The sequence below is a fragment of the Halomonas sp. C22 genome (assembly GCF_007655045.1).
In the GTDB taxonomy this organism is placed as follows: domain Bacteria; phylum Pseudomonadota; class Gammaproteobacteria; order Pseudomonadales; family Halomonadaceae; genus Vreelandella; species Vreelandella hamiltonii.
This window is the reverse complement of sequence record NZ_VBVC01000006.1, coordinates 23,390-38,870: the sequence shown is the minus strand read 5'-3', so window position 1 is coordinate 38,870 and position 15,481 is coordinate 23,390. Positions and strand designations below refer to the sequence as shown.

Below are 15,481 nucleotides of genomic sequence, written 5' to 3'. Positions count from 1 at the left end.
GTCAACAAAAAGCACCACCTAAATAGTATGCACAAAGAGGGGTTCTTTTACACCTACAACAAGAAAGAGTTGAACCGGGTCATCGCCCGCATCCGCTATCTGACCCAGCGGCTGGACGAACTACAGGTAGTGGACAGGCTGCCCGCCAACACCGACAAGGTGTTTTTCGGCGCGTTCGTGAGCCTGGAAGACGACGCGGGGGAAGCCCTGCATATCCGCCTGGTGGGCCATGACGAAATCGACACCCGGAAGCACTGGATCAGTGTCGATGCCCCCATGGCCAAGGCGCTGCTGGGCAAGGAAGTGGACGACGAGATCACGGTGATCACGCCCAACGGCGAGGCGTTCTACACCATTACCGACATTCGCTATGCCGGTGCCTCACCCAGCGCCTGAGCCAGCCACGGCTGTCATTCCAAGGCATAATCCACGGTGGTGACCACGCGGATGCGTTTGATGTGCGGCGTGTAGCTATCCAGGTCGTCGATGGAAAAATAGCCCTGCGTGGCTTGGCGTATGCCCCCCACGGCACTGCCGGAATCTTCGGCAAACTGTTGTGCTGCATTGCGCGCATCGGCGGTGGCTTCGGCAATCATCTCGGGCTTGATGGCGTCCAGCGCCGTAAACAGAAACTCGGTGCGGTACTCATAGGTGGGCGACAGTAGCACGCCCTGACGAACCAACGCCGTTGCCTGGGGCACCGCCTCTCGGACCCCCTCCACGTCATTGGTGCGCAGCAGCAGTGTCGCTTCGGCACGATAACGCTCGTCCGGGCGGTCACTACCATAGGCAAAGCTGAACTGGTCAGTGATACGTGGCGGCGTCACGCTTACCTCTGCCATATCGAAACCACGCTCGCTCAGAAAGCGCCGAATCAACTGCTCATGACGGGAAAGCTGCTGCTCCAGCTCGGCCAGGGTATTGGCACTGACGCTATAGTTGAGCGGCCACAGTACACGGTCGGCAGTCACCTCCCGCTCCGCTAGACCGCGCACCGTCACGCTGCGTGACGACTGCTGCCAGACCTCGGCGGCGCCTTTCAAATAGCTGCCTCCCCACACCAGCCCAAGCGCCAGCAAACCGCCCAGCACGAAAGCACCCCCAATGATCGAGACACTCGCCACGTTTGACGTACTGCGTTCGCTGCCTGCCATCCTGGTCACCTCCGCTATCGATCCACACGAGTGAGACTGCTACAGGTTCATCATAGCTGCCCGCGATACACCCGGAAACGCCGATTGTCGGCCAGCGTCTCGAAGCTTCCAAAGGCACGCTCCAGCCGCTCGGGATAAGGCAGGAAGGCGTTGGCCACCAGCACCAGTTGGCCTTTGGGGGTCAGGTGCTGACGCGCTTCGTCGATGAGCCGCGCACTCGGCCCAAAGCTGATCTCGCGCTCCTGGTGAAACGGTGGATTGCTGACGATCAGGTCGAAGCGCGTATCGCCCAGCGCACGGTAGACATCGCTTTCGCACACACTGCCCATCAGCTGGTTGACCGCCAGGGTCTGGCGACACGCCTCGACAGCAAAGGCGTTGACGTCCACCGCTGTCACCGTATGGCCACGGCTGGCCAGCCAGGCGCTGATGATGCCGTCACCACAGCCCATGTCCAGCACGCTCAGCGGGCGCTTGGGCAAGTGCGCTTCCAGGGTTTCAAGTAGTAGCAAGGTTCCTTCGTCGACCTTGCCATGGCCAAACACACCAGGGTGGCTCACCAGCGTCATGCCCAGCGCTTCGAAGCGCTGCCACTCATCTGGCTGCTCAGGCAGCGCCACAGTGCGGCTGGCAAACAGTGAACAGCGGCGTGCGTTGTCCAGCTTGTCACACCCCATACCCAGCGCTGCCAGCAGCTTCGGCACACGCTTGATCCCGCCCTGGTGCTCCCCCACGATCTCGAAAGGCGTGTTCTCGGGGAGCCACTGGCACAGCCAGCGCAGCCACCACGTGCCCAAGGCATGCGCCTTGGGCCAGAACAGCACCACGCGGCCAGCGGGCTCTGCATTCATGGGCGCCAGCGGGCTACTGGCCAGCTTTCCAGCGTCCTGCCACTGCTGGCGCAGCGCCACATCGCCACTGATCATGGCGGTAGAGCGTTCCACCAGCCAGCCGTCGGCAGGCGGGGCGATGGGCAGCAGTTGAGCCGCTGGGCCATGGTAACGTTCGAGAAGTTGGCTGGCGGGCAGTTGAGCGCTCATGCATCGGCCTCGGGTTTGGTGAAGGTGTAAAGTAGATAGCGGCCCAGCCGCCAATGGGGCTCCTGCCGGCAGTACTGGCGTTCCAGCGCCATGAGCGTGGCCTGGTCGTCAGCGCTGACAGGGGCCTGGCGCAGGTAGTCCTGAAAGATACGAATGCCCGCCACGTCGACCATCTCCAGGCCGCAGGTGTCGGCCCAGCCCAGAACTTGCGCGTGGGTCATGGGTGAAATGGGGGTCAAGCGCTGGCGACGCCCCTTGCCTGCCAACTGGTCGCCCAGCGCCTTGTTCAAGTTGCCCTTCACCACGTTGGAGAAGCGCAGCGCATCGCGGTTGAACACCATCAGGCTCAGCTGGCCACCGGGGGCCAGCAGGCTGGCCAGGGTAGCCAGCGCCTGGGCCGGGTCGCCCAGCCACTCCAGCACCGCATGACAAGTGATCAGCGGCCAGGGCCCGGGGGCTTGAACGGGCAACGCTTGCAGCGGTGCCGCAACGTAGTGCAGCGCGTCGGCATTGAAAGCACCTTCACTGACCCGCTGGCCATGCCATGCCTGGGCGTGTACCAACATATCCTGGGAAGGCTCTGCCATGGTCACCGCATGCCCCCGCTCGGCCAGCCATGCCGATAGCTGTCCCAGGCCGCCGCCTACATCCAGTACCGGCTGGGCGTTCAGGTTCAGCATCTGAGGCAGCAGGTAATCCAGCATGGCCAAGCGCAGCTCTCCACGCGGGGCCTGATACAGCGAGCGGGAAAATTTCTCCGCCAGACCATCGAAATAACGGTCGCCCGCCTCGGTCAGTTCGTAGGATGGGTGCATGCAGCAAGCTCTAGATAGAATCACGGTCGTCGATTGACGGGGGCGTAGTTTACCCTGCCTGAGCTGCAAACGCTTGCCGAGGCAGCCTCGCCTGCCAGTTTTCCTGCTGCTCCAGGGCGGCGGCCAACTGCAGCAACTGGCGGTCTTCCCCCAGCCGCCCAACCACTTGCACCCCCACGGGCAAGCCGCTTTGCGCCACGTGCATCGGCAGCGACATGGCAGGCTGGCCGGTCAGGTTGGCCAACTGGGTAAAGGGCGTACGGCTCAGGGCATCGACGGCCAGTCGCTTCAACAGCCCCGCCTTCAGGGCCAGCGCGGGCAGGCCCGGCACCGCCAGCAGCGCCATCAGCCGTTCGCGCAGGGCCGACGGGTACAGCTCCCCTAACCGAGGCGCGGTGTCTGCGGCCACGGGCAGCACCAGCACATCATTACGCTGATGAAACTGGCTCATCTGCTCGGCGGCCACGTGCCAGTAGCGCTTGGCCGTCTCGTACTCCCAGGCAGAGAGTTTGGCGCCCAGGCGGCCAATGGCTCGGGTAGAAGGCTCCAGAGGCAGGCGGCCGAGCGGCACGCCGGTTTGCTGACTGATCCAGCGCAGGTCTGCCGCCAGGTGGCCCAGATAGAGCGTCAGGTAACTGTCGGCAAGCGCCTCACCGTCGACCGGCGGGTCGCACCACGCTACCGTGTGCCCCATCTCCTCCAGCCGCTGGGCGGTTTTCTCGATGGCCATTTTCACCTCTGGATTCAACCGTGTACCCAAACTGCGCCCAAAAGGCTCCCCCAGAGAGATCGCCACCCGCAAGGGTGGGCAGGGTTTCGACAGCGCCTCCACATAGCCGCGTTCCGCAAGCACCGGGTAAGGGCCCGAAGGCGCCATGCCGTTGACCTCTTCCAGCAGGGCCGCACTGTCACGCACGCTCCGCGTGATCGCATGCTCCACGACCGCTCCCTGCCACACCTCACCATGGGCTGGCGCCAGTGGCACGCGGCCCCTGGAAGGCTTGAACCCGAATAGCCCGCAATAGCTGGCAGGGATACGAATGGAACCGCCGCCATCGCCTGCCAACGCCAAGGGCACCATACCCCCGGCCACCGCGGCCGCCGCCCCACCGCTGGAACCACCGGGCGAATAGCCTGCGCACCACGGGTTTTCAGGGTGGGCAAATGCCTTGGGCTCCGTGATGCCCATCAAGCCAAGCTCCGGCGTGGCCGTTTGGCCCACCACCACCAGCCCCGCCCTGCGCGAGCGCTGGATGAACAGCGAGTCCTCGGCAGGCCGCCAGTCGCGTAGCGCAGCACTGCCGAACGCCAAGGGCTCCCCTTTGAGGGCCATCAACAAATCCTTGCTCAAGGTGGGCACACCGGCAAAACAGGCCGAACTTTCTACCTGCTGGCTTTCACGACGCGCCTGCTCGACCCGCATGCGCACCACGGCCTGCAGCGCCGGGTTAGCCTGCTCGATGGCCACCAGCGCGGCTTCCAGCACCTCTTCCCGGCTCACCTGCCCGCCACGAATCAGCGCTGCCAGCCCCGTTGCGTCGTACTGTTGATACTCGTGCACGTGCATCGCCACCCTCCCGGTTTTCTTTCAGCGTAGCAAAGGCTGCTCGGGCATTGGCCACACAGGCATTGCCCACATGTGCCTTGACCATATGGGCATATTGTCTTGGCGATATAAAGGTATTAAGGTGAAACCTTATCATGGGAACGTTCCCATTCACTCATTTGCATCAGGTCGTCGTGCTCATGCTCTCCTCACGCGCAACGCTCATCGAAGTCGCTCGGCTGGCAGGTACGTCCAAAACCAGCGTTTCACGTTTCTTCGGCCCAGAGCGAGACAGGCTGTCTGCCGCCTTGCAGGCGCGTATCGATCAAGCGGCCAAGAGCCTTGGCTACTCCCCCAACCAAATGGCACGGGGCTTGAAAGGCAGCGGATCCAGACTGCTGGGCATGCTGGTCGCCGACATACGCAACCCGTTTTCCGTGGCCATCGTTCATGGAGTAGAGCAAGCGGCACGGGCACAGGGTTACTCGCTGATCGTGTGCAATACCGATAACGACCCCGAGCTGGAAACGCGGCATCTGGCCTCGCTATCGTCCTACCGAGTGGAGGGATTGATCGTCAATGCGGCCGGGCAGCCAGAGCGCGCATTGAAAGCCTGGGCGCACAACGGCATCCCCCTGGCCCTCATCGACCGCGACGTCGCCAACCTGGACGCCGAGACCATCGGCCTCGATAACGCACTGGCTATCGACCTGGCGCTGGAACACCTCATGCAGCGGGGGTATCGCGCGGTACTGTATGTCAGCGAGCCTCCCCAGTTGGCCAGCGCTCGCCAGGAGCGGCTGCAGCGCTTTCGACAACGCGTGACGTCACTGGGCATACAGGGCGAAACCCTGACATCCCTCGACGACCCACAGGCAGCCTCACGGCTGCGCGGCTTCGTTCAACGCCATCGCCAGGCCCCTTGCGCCGTACTATGCGCCAACGGCAACGCCACCCTGGCCATGGTTCGCCATTTCCAGCACCAGGCCATTTCTCTGGGGCCCGTCGGCCTGATCGGTATAGACGAGCTGGAGTGGTGCGCCCTGGTGCCTCCGGGCATCACCACGCTGGCCCAGCCCACCAACGCCATTGGCCAAGCCGCCGTGACCAGCCTGCTGAACCAGATCACACGGTTGACTGGCTCCCAGGCGATAGAGCAACCGGTGCAGTACCGCCATGCGCCCACTCTCATTGCCCGAGGCAGCACTCACCGCCAGGGCCTGCAAACCAACACGACAACCCAAGACAACACGTGAGGCCCCGATGACACACCCCAAACCCTCCCCCAGCGTTCTTACCTTTGGCGAAGCCATGGCCATGTTCGTGGCAGAGACTCCCGGCGAACTGGCCACCGTGGAGCATTTTCAGCGGCGCTTGGCGGGGGCGGACAACAATGTCGCCATCGGCCTGGCCCGGCTGGGCTTTGACGTGGCCTGGATGAGCCGCGTAGGTAGCGACAGCTTCGGGCAGTTCATTCGCCAAGCACTGGAAGCAGAAGGGGTAGACAGCCGCCATATTCATACCAACCCCAGCCACCCCACCGGCTTGCTGTTCAAGGAGCGTGCCAAGCGCGGGGCAGACCCCAAGGTCACTTACTTCAGGCGAGGCAGTGCTGCCAGCCATCTGTGCATCGAAGACGCCAAAAGCGTCGATATGGCCGCCCTCACCCACCTGCATGCCACCGGCATCACGCCTGCGCTTTCCGAAAGCGCCGCGCAGTTGAGCCGCCATATGATGCAGCAAGCGCGCGCGGCGGGCGCCAGCGTCTCTTTCGACCCCAACCTTCGCCCAACGCTTTGGACCAGTGATGCCCTGATGCGCGATACCCTCAACGCCTTGGCCGCCCTGGCCGACTGGGTGCTGCCGGGCTTGTCCGAGGGCCGCCTGCTCACCGGGCAAACGTCGCCCGAGGCCATCGCCGACTTCTACCTGGAACGAGGCGTCAAGGCGGTCGTCATCAAGCTGGGCCCAGAAGGCAGTTATTATCGAGGAGTGCTGGGCGGCCAGCTGGAAAGCTTTAGCGTGCCCGGCCAGCCGGTTGCCAACGTGGTCGATACGGTCGGCGCCGGTGACGGCTTTGCCGTCGGTGTGATCAGTGCGCTGCTGGATGGGCTGCCCCCCTTACAGGCACTTCAGCGCGGCAACCTGATCGGTGCTCAAGCGGTGCAAGTGGTTGGCGACATGGAGGGCCTGCCGACCCGCCAGCAGCTCATGCAGCTGGAGCAGCTCTGACACCCCCACCCCATCATGATCACTGGAGAGCACATGAAACCGCGTATCATCGTTTCAGGGCGTCTCAGCCCTGCCCAACTGGCCGAACTGGACGAGCACTTCCAGCTCATCGAGCTGGAAAGCCCATTGGATCTGACTCAGCCCAACGTGCGCGAAGCGCTGCGGGAGGCACAAGGGATCATCGGCTCCAGCCTGCTCATCACCGATGAGCTGCTGGAAGCCTCCCCTGCCCTCAAAGTCATCGCCACCATTTCCGTCGGCTATGACCATCTGCCCGTCGATGAACTGACCCAGCGCGGCATCCTGGTATGCAACACCCCGGATGTGCTCACAGAAACGACGGCAGATACCGGCTTTGCGCTCATCATGGCCACCGCACGCCGAGTGGTGGAACTGGCCAATTGGGTCAAGGCGAACCAGTGGCAACAGAGCCTTGGCCCAGCGCTGTTCGGCAGCGACGTGCACGGCAAAACCTTAGGCATGGTGGGGTTTGGTCGCATCGGCCAGGCAGTGGCCAAGCGCGGCGCTCTGGGCTTTGGAATGCGCATCCTCTACTCCAATGCGTCCCCCAAGCCAGACCTCGAACAGGCGCTGGGCGCCCAGCGGCGTGAGCTGAACGCACTGCTGGCCGAGTCCGATTTCGTGTGTCTGACGGTCCCCTTGACCGCCGACACGGAACACCTCATCGGTGCTGCCGAACTTGCCCGCATGAAGCCCTCGGCCATTCTGGTCAACATTGCCCGCGGCAAGGTGGTCGACGAACCCGCCCTGATCGAAGCGCTGCAACAGGGCGTGATCAAGGCAGCCGGGCTGGACGTGTTTGCGCAAGAGCCTTTGGCCCATGACTCTCCCTTGCTGCAGATGACCAACGTGGTCGCGCTGCCGCATATAGGCTCAGCCACCCATGAAACCCGAGACGCCATGGCGCAACGCGCGGTGGACAATATCCGCATGGCCCTGCAAGGCCAGCGCCCTATCAGCCTGGTCAACGAGGAAGTCTGGAAATGAACACGACTGGCCAATCGGCGGAACATGCCGCCTACTGCTTGTTGTTCGATTGTGACGGCACGCTGGTCGACAGCGAGACGCTGCTCGCTGACGTGATGGGCGACGTTCTTCCAGAGTACGGGCTGCCCTTTACGGCCAGGCAATACATGGCGGAGTTTCGCGGAGTACGTTTTCACACCATCGTGCATACCCTGGAGGAGCGCTTTCAAGCGCTGGAAGAAACCCGATTGATACAGCTCGAAGCCGCCATGCGCGCGCGTATGGAAGCACGCATGCAGGCCGAGCTACTGGCCATAGAAGGCATGCCGGATGCGTTGGCCCAACTGGCCCACCACCCCAAGGCGGTGGTATCCAACGGCCCCGAGCGCAAAATCCGCTGCGCCTTGGAGTGCACGCAGCTGACGCACCATTTTTCGGGCAACCTGTTCAGCGCCTATACCCTGAACGTCTGGAAACCCGATCCGCAGCTATACTTGAAGGCCGCTGCCGCCATGGGCTATGCCCCACAACAGTGCGTGGTCATCGACGATGCCGCCGTAGGCGTGCAGGCCGGCCTGGCGGCAGGCATGCACGTCATCCACCTGAACCACTTCCCGGAAGAAGAGGCCACCCCCGCAGGCGCGATCGGCATTCATCATGCCAGCGAGCTGCCGGAGGTACTGCATCAGCTCGCTTGAAGTGAGCGAGTCAGAAACAGGTGTTCATCGTTTCACGGACCGTCAATTGCTCATCCACGAGCAGAAGCTGGCGCCACTTGTCGAACGTCAGGCACGGATGAGAGGCGCCAAAGGAAACGATATCCCCCACCGCAACATCCTGGGCCTCTTCAGGCAAGCGCACGAAGGTGTGCTGATCCATGATCTTGGTGACTTCCCAGCCCGCTACGGAAAGCTGTTGGCCTTGTGTCCCCGATTCTCGGTAACGGCGCAAGGCCAGCGGTAGTTGGTCATGACCAATATCGCGTTTTCCAAGGGCAATGATGGCCAGTCCCGGCTCAGGTAGAGACTGCACTTGAGCGAACACCTCCAACGCTGGCTCAAGCCCTTGCTTTAAATCGGGACGTCGCGCCATGACCGCTGCCTGCGCCTCGTGGTACAAGCCATGATCGTGCACGACATAGCATCCAGGGCGCAAAACCGGGGTAAACCGACCTTGCTGCAGTGGGGCGGAGTGGAACGCCTCTGCAATGAGGTCGTACCAGGCAGACCCCGAGGCCGTCACGATAGGATTGGCGACCGAAAAGAGACCCGCGCGCTCCAGTTCCACAGCGACCTGCACCAGATACTCGGCATAGCGGCGAATACCGCTCTCAGGGTCATCCCCGTGCACGACGCCTTCGTACCCTTCCAACCCCACCAGCGCAAGGGCCGGTTCATCGGCAATGGCGTTGGCCAACGCAATAATTTGCGCTTGGTGACGGCAACCACAGCGACCACCTTCCACTCCCACCTCGATCAGCACCGAGAGTGTCAGGCCGCGCGATGCAAAGAACTGCCCCAGTTGGCGCACGTTTTCAGGGTGGTCGACCACACAGAAAAACTCGGCCCCCTCCTCCAGCAACGTTGCCACGATCGCCATGTTGGCCTGCCCCACCAGTTGGTTTGCCATCAGCAGACGCTTGATGCCATGCGCAAAGGCCGCTCGGCACTGAGGAGCCGTTGCCAGCGTGATACCCCAGGCACCCGCGGCTATCTGCCGATGGAAAAGAGCCGGTGTCATGGTGGTCTTGCCATGGGGAGCCAGGTACGCCCCATGGGCTTCGGCAAAGCGCTGCATCCATGCCAGGTTATGAGTCAGTGGACTTTCATGAACGACGGCAGCGGGCAAGCTGACACCTGATAAAAGATTAGGACTCAGTTCGATACCGCCTTTATCGACTGCTAATGCCATCGTGCTCATCGCTTCATCTCCTGCTGAAGAGGTGTCATTCATCGTCAATGTTAGAAATTTTCACACATATTGACTTTAAGTTAGAAACTAACATACTTTTCAAACAAGGCAACCATCAGGAGCCCAAGGTGAGCCAGGAAATAGATATTTTGTCGCGTATGACGACTGACTTCGCCACATTGCGTGACGCTGAAAAAAAAGTCGCTGAGCTGATCTTTGCGGATATCGAATTCGTTACAGAAGCCAGTATCAGCGATATTGCACAGCGCGCAGGGGTCAGTGATGCCAGCGTCACCCGTTTTGCACGGGCAATCGGTTGCTCGAACGTGCGGGATTTAAAAACCCGCCTGACTCGGGCTCTCGCCGCAGGTCGTCGCTTCATTCAGGAAGCGACGCCAGAAGACGGCTCCAGCGTCGTCTATGACATCGCCACCCAGACCCTGGCCCTCAACCGAGACCTGCTTGCCCAGGCAGATGTCACAGGGGCCGTGGAGCGTCTGGATGCAGCCCGCCAGATACTGGTGTTTGGTGCCGGAGGTGGGTCCAGCATTCTGTCGCAAGAGCTGCAGTTTCGCCTGGTACGTCTAGGCTATGCGATTTGCGCCTACCCACAGGCCCTGTTGCCGCGCATGGTGGCTGCCACCCTTGAACCAGACGACGTCGTGGTAGTGCTGTCTGCGACCGGCTATACCCCCGAAATGGTGGAGTCGGCGCAAATTGCCCGCCAGTACGGTGCCACGGTGATTGCCATCACGGCCATGAATTCTCCGCTCGCCGAGATCTCTGACATCGTGCTGCCGGTTACCTCTCGGGAGACCGATTTCATCTATCACCCCTCAGCCTCACGTTACGCCATGCTCGCCGTCATCGACGTGCTGGCATTAGAGCTGGCCATGCGTCATCGCGAACGCTCACGCAGCAAACTGCGCCGCCTGAAGCTAAGCCTGGATGACCACCGTGGCGGCGACAACCGTCAGCCATTGGGAGATTAAAATGGTGTACGACCTGTTGATTCGTGACGCCGACATCCTGGATGGCTCTGGCGCACCGCCCTTCCGTGCCGATATCGCCATTCAAGGCGATCGTATCTGCGCCATCGGCAAGATGCCTGAGGCCAAGGCCCACGCGCTCATCGACGCCCATGGGTGCTATCTGGCGCCGGGGTTCATCGATGTGCATACCCACGACGATACCAACGTGATCCGTACGCCGGAGATGCTGCCCAAGCTCTCCCAGGGAGTGACGACCGTCGTCGTCGGCAATTGCGGCATCAGCGCGAGCCCCGTCGTGCTATCGGGAGAGGTACCCGACCCGATGAACCTGCTTGGGCAGACCGGGGACTTCCGCTATCCCACGTTCGCTGCGTATGCCCAGGCCGTCGACGATGCACGACCCAGCATCAATGTCGCCGCGCTGGTAGGTCACACCAGCCTACGCAGCCAAGTGATGGACAGCTTCGACCGCCCTGCCAGCTCGGCTGAAGTCGCCCAGATGACGTCCCGCTTGCAACAAGCACTCGATGAAGGAGCACTTGGGCTGAGTTCCGGGCTTGCTTACCGAAATGCCATTCATGCACCTACCGCCGAGATGCTGCCTCTGGTAGCTGCGGTAGGCGAAGCGGGCGGCGTTTATACCACGCATCTACGCGATGAATTTGCCGGCCTGCTGGAAGCAATGGACGAAGCCTTCGATACGGCGCGGGAAGGCAAGGTTCCGCTGGTCATTTCGCATCTGAAATGCGCAGGCGCAGGCAACTGGGGGGGCGCTGCGAAAGCCCTGGGCAAACTAGAAACCGCTGCCCGGCATCAGCATGCCCACTGCGATTGCTACCCATATACCGCAGGCTCCTCCACCCTCGACCTGGGCCAGGTGACCGATGAGATCGACATCACCATTACCTGGTCCCAGCCGCATCCAGACCAGGCACGTCGGCCATTGAGAGACATTGCCGCCGAGTGGAGCGTATCACTCATGGACGCCGCAAGACGGCTTCAGCCTGCCGGTGCGGTGTACCACAACATGAACGAGGCGGACATGCAGCAGGTGCTGGCGCACCCGCTCTCCATGGTAGGGTCCGATGGACTCCCCAATGACCCCCACCCGCACCCCCGGCTATGGGGAGCCTTTCCGCGGGTGCTGGCCCATTACAGCCGCGACCTGAACTTGATGTCGCTGGCAGAAGCCGTACGCAAAATGACGAGCCTGTCCGCAGCCAACTTTGGCTTGACGGACCGAGGTGTAGTGCGCGTTGGCGCCTACGCCGATCTGACCCTTTTTGACTTGAACACCCTTGAAGATACGGCAAGTTACGACCACCCCATTGCCGCTGCCAAAGGCATCGAGCTGGTGGTGGTCAATGGCAGGATCGCCTATCGCCAGGGCAACGCCAGTCGGCAGCGCGAAGGGCGGATGCTGCGACGAACCGAGCGTATTTCTCCCTCCACACCGTTAACCACCCAACAGGAGCAAACCCCATGAGCATTACTCGATACGGCACCGAAGGCGGCGTCGGCACGGGCGGCCAAAAGTTGCCCTTCGCCCGCGCGGTCGAAGCAGGCGGCTGGCTATACGTGTCTGGTCAGACGCCCATGACCGATGGCGAAGTGGTCGAAGGCGGCATCATCGAACAGACCCGTCTCGCCTTCGACAACTGCCTGAGCATCATGAAAGAAGCAGGATACGGCGTCGAAGACGTGGTGCATGTCACTACCGTGCTGACCGACGCGCGCTATTTCAGCTCGTTCAACAAGGTCTTCAAGGAAGTGTTTGGCGACAACCCGCCAGCGCGTATCTGCAGCGTTCAGGACCTGGTGGTGGACTGCAAGGTAGAAGTCGACGTGAAGTGTTTCAGAGCGGATCGCGTATGACCCCGGAAGACTAGATGGCACCGCGCCCCGGCAAGGGCGCGGTGCCGAATTACCGCGTGATTAGCATAAAAAAGCCCGCGGCAATTTCCTGCATTGCCTATGTTCGGCCGCGGCAACGGCCGGATAAACAACGATAAGAGGTTACCATGAACAGCCAAATATTCCTTGTCACCTTCGTTCTCTACATCATCGCCATGATCGCGTTCGGATGGTGGGTATCACGCCATAAACGCGGCAGTGGTGATGACTTCCTGCTGGGTGGCCGTAGCGTTCCCCTCTTCCTCACCGTCGGCACCACCGTGGCCACCATGGTCGGTACCGGCTCCAGCATGGGCGCAGTCGGCTTTGGCTATGCCAATGGCTGGGCTGGCGCGCTGTACGGCATTGGCGGTGCTGTCGGGGTACTGCTACTTGCCGTCTGCTTTGCCTCGGTACGCAAGCTGCGCTTCATGACCATGAGTGAGGAGCTGGCTTATTACGTGGGCGCCAACCGCCTCGTGCGTAATATCGTGGCGCTGCTTATCTACATTGCTTGTATCGGCTGGCTGGGCGCGCACATTCTGGGTGGCGGGCTTTATCTCTCCTGGATGGCAGGTATCGACCTCACCACCGCCCGCATCCTGGTTGCGTTAGGCTTCGGTATTTACTGCGTGGTCGGTGGGTACTTTGCGGTCATCTGGACCGACACCATCCAGGCCGTCGTGCTGTTCACCGGGTTTATCGTGATGGCCGTTCTGGCACTCATGGAAGTGGGGGGCTTTTCAGGACTGACCGCAAGCATGGACGCAGGTGCCGCCAGCTTTTTGGGCATCGGCCAGATTGGCGGGCTTCCAGCGCTGTCGCTGGCGGCGGTCATTGCCATTGGTGTGCTGGCAACGCCCTCTTTTCGACAGCGTATCTACTCCGGCGAGTCGGTTGGCTCGGTACGCCGCTCGTTTCTGATTACAGGCGTCCTCTATCTGGGGTTCTCCATCATCCCCGCCATTATCGGGATGGCCACCCACGCGCTGAACCCTGGGCTGGAAAACAGCAACTACGCCTTTCCCTTTCTGGCAACAGAAATCATGCCCCTGGGGCTAGGCTTGCTGTTGCTGGTGGCGGGGCTATCGGCCACCATGTCGAGCGCAAGCTCGGATGCCATCGCCGGCGTTTCAACCCTGATTCGTGATCTCTACGTACTGACGACAGGACGCACACCGTCGGCACGCAACGTGGTGCGCTTTTCGCGCATTGCCTTGGTAGCCACCATTGGCTTGGCACTTCTATTTGCCCTCACCTCCGACAATGTCATCACGTATATCACGCGGATGATTTCGACCATTCTGTCCGGCCTGTTTGTATGTGCCATGCTGGGGCGCTTCTGGCCGCGCTACAACTGGCAGGGGGCCATAGCGACGCTGGTCAGCGCCTCTCTCACCTCCATGGCCATCATTGCCAACGGCCAGTGGACCGCCTTCTGGGGGAACCCCAGCATTCCCGCCGTACTGGCGGCACTGGCCGTCGGCACCGTGGTCACTCTGCTGACACCGGCGTCCCGGGTTTCATCCGCCGAAGCACTCCGGATTCTCGACCAGGAACGCAAGCGCATGGAGCAAATACCCGAGCCGACACTGACCGGCGCTGAAGTGGCTTCAGCTTCCCGTTGAGGGTTTGCTAGCAGCCATACCTAAAAAAGCCCTACGGCACTTGCTGAACTTCCCCCGCCGTAGGGCTTATGCGTAATGCCCCGATGACAGCTAGCGACCCGTCAACTGCCTCACGGCCAGCTCCACTCCGCGCAATTCGGCCAAGCCACGCATGCGCCCGTACAAGGGATAACCCGGCGCCGTCTTGCGCTGCTGATCGTCCAGAATATGGTGGCCGTGGTCGGGCCTTAGCGGTAAACGCGCCCCGCCCTCCCTCTCCCTGCGCCGCTCTTCCTCTATCAAGGCATGAATCACGCCCACCATATCGACACTTCCGCTGAGGTGAGACGCTTCGTGAAAGGAGCGCTCGTCACCCGCTTCCGATTGCGTCGCTCGCAGGTGGGCAAAATGGATATGTCTCGCAAACCGCCGCGCCATGGCCACCAGATCATTTCGTTTGCTGACACCTAAAGAGCCCGTACAGAAGGTGATGCCATTGGCCTGACTGGGAATGATATCGAGGATCCATTCGATGTCGTCGGCACAGGAAACCACTCGGGGCAGGCCCAGTAACGGCCGCGGAGGATCATCCGGGTGAATGGCCATGCGAATGCCGAGCGACTCCGCCACGGGAATCACCGCTTTCAGGAAGTACCCCAGGTGCTTGCGCAGCTGGGCGGCATCGATCTCCGCATAACCTGCCAATACCGAGCGAAACTGCGCCAACGTGTAGTGCTCTTCCGCGCCAGGCAGGCCCGCGATCAAGGTATTGATCAACCGCTCACGAGCCGCCGTATCCAGCGCTTCCAGATAGCGGGCTGCCTGGGCTTTCTCGTCGTCACCATACTCCTGTTCGGCACCTGGGCGCTGCAGCAGGTAAAGATCGAACGCGGCAAACGCGACTTGATCGAAGCGCAGCGCCAAGGCGCCATCCGGCAACTCGTAGGCCAGGTCGGTGCGCGTCCAGTCCAGAACCGGCATGAAGTTGTAGCAGACGGTGTCGATACCGCAGTCCGACAGATTACGAAGGGTCTGGCAGTAACTGGCAATCAAGGCATCCCGCTCTGGCAGGCCCTTTTTGATCGACTCATGCACCGGAACGCTCTCGACCACCGACCAGGACAATCCGGCCGACTCGATCAACTGCTTGCGCTCACGTATGGCCGAGACCGGCCAGACCTGCCCGTTGGGTAGGTCGTGCAGCGCCGTGACGACCCCCGTCGCCCCCGCTTGACGAATTTCCCGCAGTGACACCGCATCCTGCGGCCCAAACCAGCGCCACGTATGCTCCATTCTCGATCTCC

14 protein-coding genes and 1 pseudogene are annotated in these 15,481 nt (G+C 61.7%); 9 read left to right on the top strand and 6 right to left on the bottom strand.

Going from position 1 to position 15,481, the window contains the following annotated elements; genetic code table 11:
* Window positions 1-48: 48 nt before the first annotated feature.
* Window positions 49-396 (top strand): annotated as a pseudogene (locus tag FEU76_RS12420) (GreA/GreB family elongation factor); the annotation flags it as partial.
* Window positions 397-410: 14 nt separating this feature from the next.
* On the opposite strand, the gene FEU76_RS12415 reads toward FEU76_RS12420, so the two are convergent.
* Genes FEU76_RS12415 through FEU76_RS12400 form a run of 4 tightly spaced genes read right to left on the bottom strand, consistent with a single transcriptional unit; the run spans window position 411 to window position 4,576 of the window.
* On the bottom strand, window positions 411-1,154 hold the full coding sequence (locus FEU76_RS12415; RefSeq protein WP_039177659.1) for an SIMPL domain-containing protein: 744 nt from the start codon (window positions 1,152-1,154) through the stop codon (window positions 411-413).
* Window positions 1,155-1,204: 50 nt separating this feature from the next.
* Window positions 1,205-2,194 carry a class I SAM-dependent methyltransferase gene (locus tag FEU76_RS12410; protein WP_144983413.1) on the bottom strand — a complete coding sequence of 330 codons (990 nt, stop codon included), beginning with the start codon at window positions 2,192-2,194 and terminating at the stop codon, window positions 1,205-1,207.
* Complete coding sequence (locus FEU76_RS12405) at window positions 2,191-3,009, bottom strand: methyltransferase domain-containing protein (protein ID WP_144983410.1); 819 nt, start codon at window positions 3,007-3,009, stop codon at window positions 2,191-2,193. Before FEU76_RS12405 ends, FEU76_RS12410 begins: the two co-directional genes overlap by 4 nt.
* Before the next feature lie 49 nt (window positions 3,010-3,058).
* A complete protein-coding gene (locus tag FEU76_RS12400; protein ID WP_144983407.1) occupies window positions 3,059-4,576 on the bottom strand; it encodes an amidase in 1,518 nt (505 codons plus the stop codon).
* 134 nt (window positions 4,577-4,710) lie between these two features.
* On the opposite strand from FEU76_RS12400, the gene FEU76_RS12395 reads away from it, so the two are divergent.
* Genes FEU76_RS12395 through FEU76_RS12380 form a run of 4 tightly spaced genes read left to right on the top strand, consistent with a single transcriptional unit; the run spans window position 4,711 to window position 8,472 of the window.
* Window positions 4,711-5,811 carry a LacI family DNA-binding transcriptional regulator gene (locus FEU76_RS12395; RefSeq protein WP_260851403.1) on the top strand — a complete coding sequence of 367 codons (1,101 nt, stop codon included), beginning with the start codon at window positions 4,711-4,713 and terminating at the stop codon, window positions 5,809-5,811.
* 7 nt (window positions 5,812-5,818) lie between these two features.
* Complete coding sequence (locus tag FEU76_RS12390) at window positions 5,819-6,787, top strand: sugar kinase (protein ID WP_144983404.1); 969 nt, start codon at window positions 5,819-5,821, stop codon at window positions 6,785-6,787.
* A gap of 33 nt (window positions 6,788-6,820) precedes the next feature.
* Window positions 6,821-7,795 carry a 2-hydroxyacid dehydrogenase gene (locus FEU76_RS12385; RefSeq protein ID WP_144983401.1) on the top strand — a complete coding sequence of 325 codons (975 nt, stop codon included), beginning with the start codon at window positions 6,821-6,823 and terminating at the stop codon, window positions 7,793-7,795.
* Window positions 7,792-8,472 (top strand): HAD family hydrolase, encoded by a 681-nt coding sequence (locus FEU76_RS12380; RefSeq protein WP_144983398.1) that lies wholly within the window; start codon window positions 7,792-7,794, stop codon window positions 8,470-8,472. The genes FEU76_RS12385 and FEU76_RS12380 overlap by 4 nt, the downstream gene beginning before the upstream one ends.
* Window positions 8,473-8,482: 10 nt before the next feature.
* Here FEU76_RS12380 and FEU76_RS12375 read toward each other — a convergent pair whose 3' ends face one another.
* A complete protein-coding gene (locus FEU76_RS12375; RefSeq protein WP_144983395.1) occupies window positions 8,483-9,694 on the bottom strand; it encodes an amino acid deaminase in 1,212 nt (403 codons plus the stop codon).
* A 119-nt stretch (window positions 9,695-9,813) separates the two neighbouring features.
* Here FEU76_RS12375 and FEU76_RS12370 point away from each other — a divergent pair, with 119 nt between their 5' ends.
* From FEU76_RS12370 to FEU76_RS12355, 4 genes are all read left to right on the top strand, one after another.
* A complete protein-coding gene (locus FEU76_RS12370) occupies window positions 9,814-10,677 on the top strand; it encodes a MurR/RpiR family transcriptional regulator (RefSeq protein ID WP_039177687.1) in 864 nt (287 codons plus the stop codon).
* A complete protein-coding gene (locus tag FEU76_RS12365; protein ID WP_260851402.1) occupies window positions 10,643-12,163 on the top strand; it encodes an N-acyl-D-amino-acid deacylase family protein in 1,521 nt (506 codons plus the stop codon). The genes FEU76_RS12370 and FEU76_RS12365 overlap by 35 nt, the downstream gene beginning before the upstream one ends.
* Window positions 12,160-12,552 (top strand): RidA family protein, encoded by a 393-nt coding sequence (locus tag FEU76_RS12360; protein WP_039177691.1) that lies wholly within the window; start codon window positions 12,160-12,162, stop codon window positions 12,550-12,552. Before FEU76_RS12365 ends, FEU76_RS12360 begins: the two co-directional genes overlap by 4 nt.
* 146 nt (window positions 12,553-12,698) lie before the next feature.
* Window positions 12,699-14,198: a sodium:solute symporter family protein gene (locus FEU76_RS12355; RefSeq protein WP_144983389.1), complete on the top strand. Its 1,500-nt coding sequence runs from the start codon at window positions 12,699-12,701 to the stop codon at window positions 14,196-14,198.
* 90 nt (window positions 14,199-14,288) lie between these two features.
* On the opposite strand, the gene uxuA is transcribed toward FEU76_RS12355, so the two are convergent.
* Entirely contained in the window at window positions 14,289-15,470 is a 1,182-nt protein-coding gene (uxuA, locus tag FEU76_RS12350; protein ID WP_039177698.1) for a mannonate dehydratase, read from the bottom strand.
* Window positions 15,471-15,481 lie beyond the last annotated feature (11 nt).

Excerpts from the sequence above, each read along its gene's own strand:
- FEU76_RS12355 (WP_144983389.1), top strand. The coding sequence starts at position 12,699 with ATGAACAGCCAAATATTCCTTGTCACCTTCGTTCTCTACATCATCGCC.
- FEU76_RS12375 (WP_144983395.1), bottom strand. The coding sequence starts at position 9,694 with ATGAGCACGATGGCATTAGCAGTCGATAAAGGCGGTATCGAACTGAGT.
- uxuA (WP_039177698.1), bottom strand. The coding sequence starts at position 15,470 with ATGGAGCATACGTGGCGCTGGTTTGGGCCGCAGGATGCGGTGTCACTG.
- FEU76_RS12410 (WP_144983413.1), bottom strand. The coding sequence starts at position 2,194 with ATGAGCGCTCAACTGCCCGCCAGCCAACTTCTCGAACGTTACCATGGC.
- FEU76_RS12415 (WP_039177659.1), bottom strand. The coding sequence starts at position 1,154 with ATGGCAGGCAGCGAACGCAGTACGTCAAACGTGGCGAGTGTCTCGATC.
- FEU76_RS12395 (WP_260851403.1), top strand. The coding sequence starts at position 4,711 with ATGGGAACGTTCCCATTCACTCATTTGCATCAGGTCGTCGTGCTCATG.
- FEU76_RS12385 (WP_144983401.1), top strand. The coding sequence starts at position 6,821 with ATGAAACCGCGTATCATCGTTTCAGGGCGTCTCAGCCCTGCCCAACTG.
- FEU76_RS12405 (WP_144983410.1), bottom strand. The coding sequence starts at position 3,009 with ATGCACCCATCCTACGAACTGACCGAGGCGGGCGACCGTTATTTCGAT.
- FEU76_RS12360 (WP_039177691.1), top strand. The coding sequence starts at position 12,160 with ATGAGCATTACTCGATACGGCACCGAAGGCGGCGTCGGCACGGGCGGC.
- FEU76_RS12390 (WP_144983404.1), top strand. The coding sequence starts at position 5,819 with ATGACACACCCCAAACCCTCCCCCAGCGTTCTTACCTTTGGCGAAGCC.
- FEU76_RS12380 (WP_144983398.1), top strand. The coding sequence starts at position 7,792 with ATGAACACGACTGGCCAATCGGCGGAACATGCCGCCTACTGCTTGTTG.
- FEU76_RS12400 (WP_144983407.1), bottom strand. The coding sequence starts at position 4,576 with ATGCACGTGCACGAGTATCAACAGTACGACGCAACGGGGCTGGCAGCG.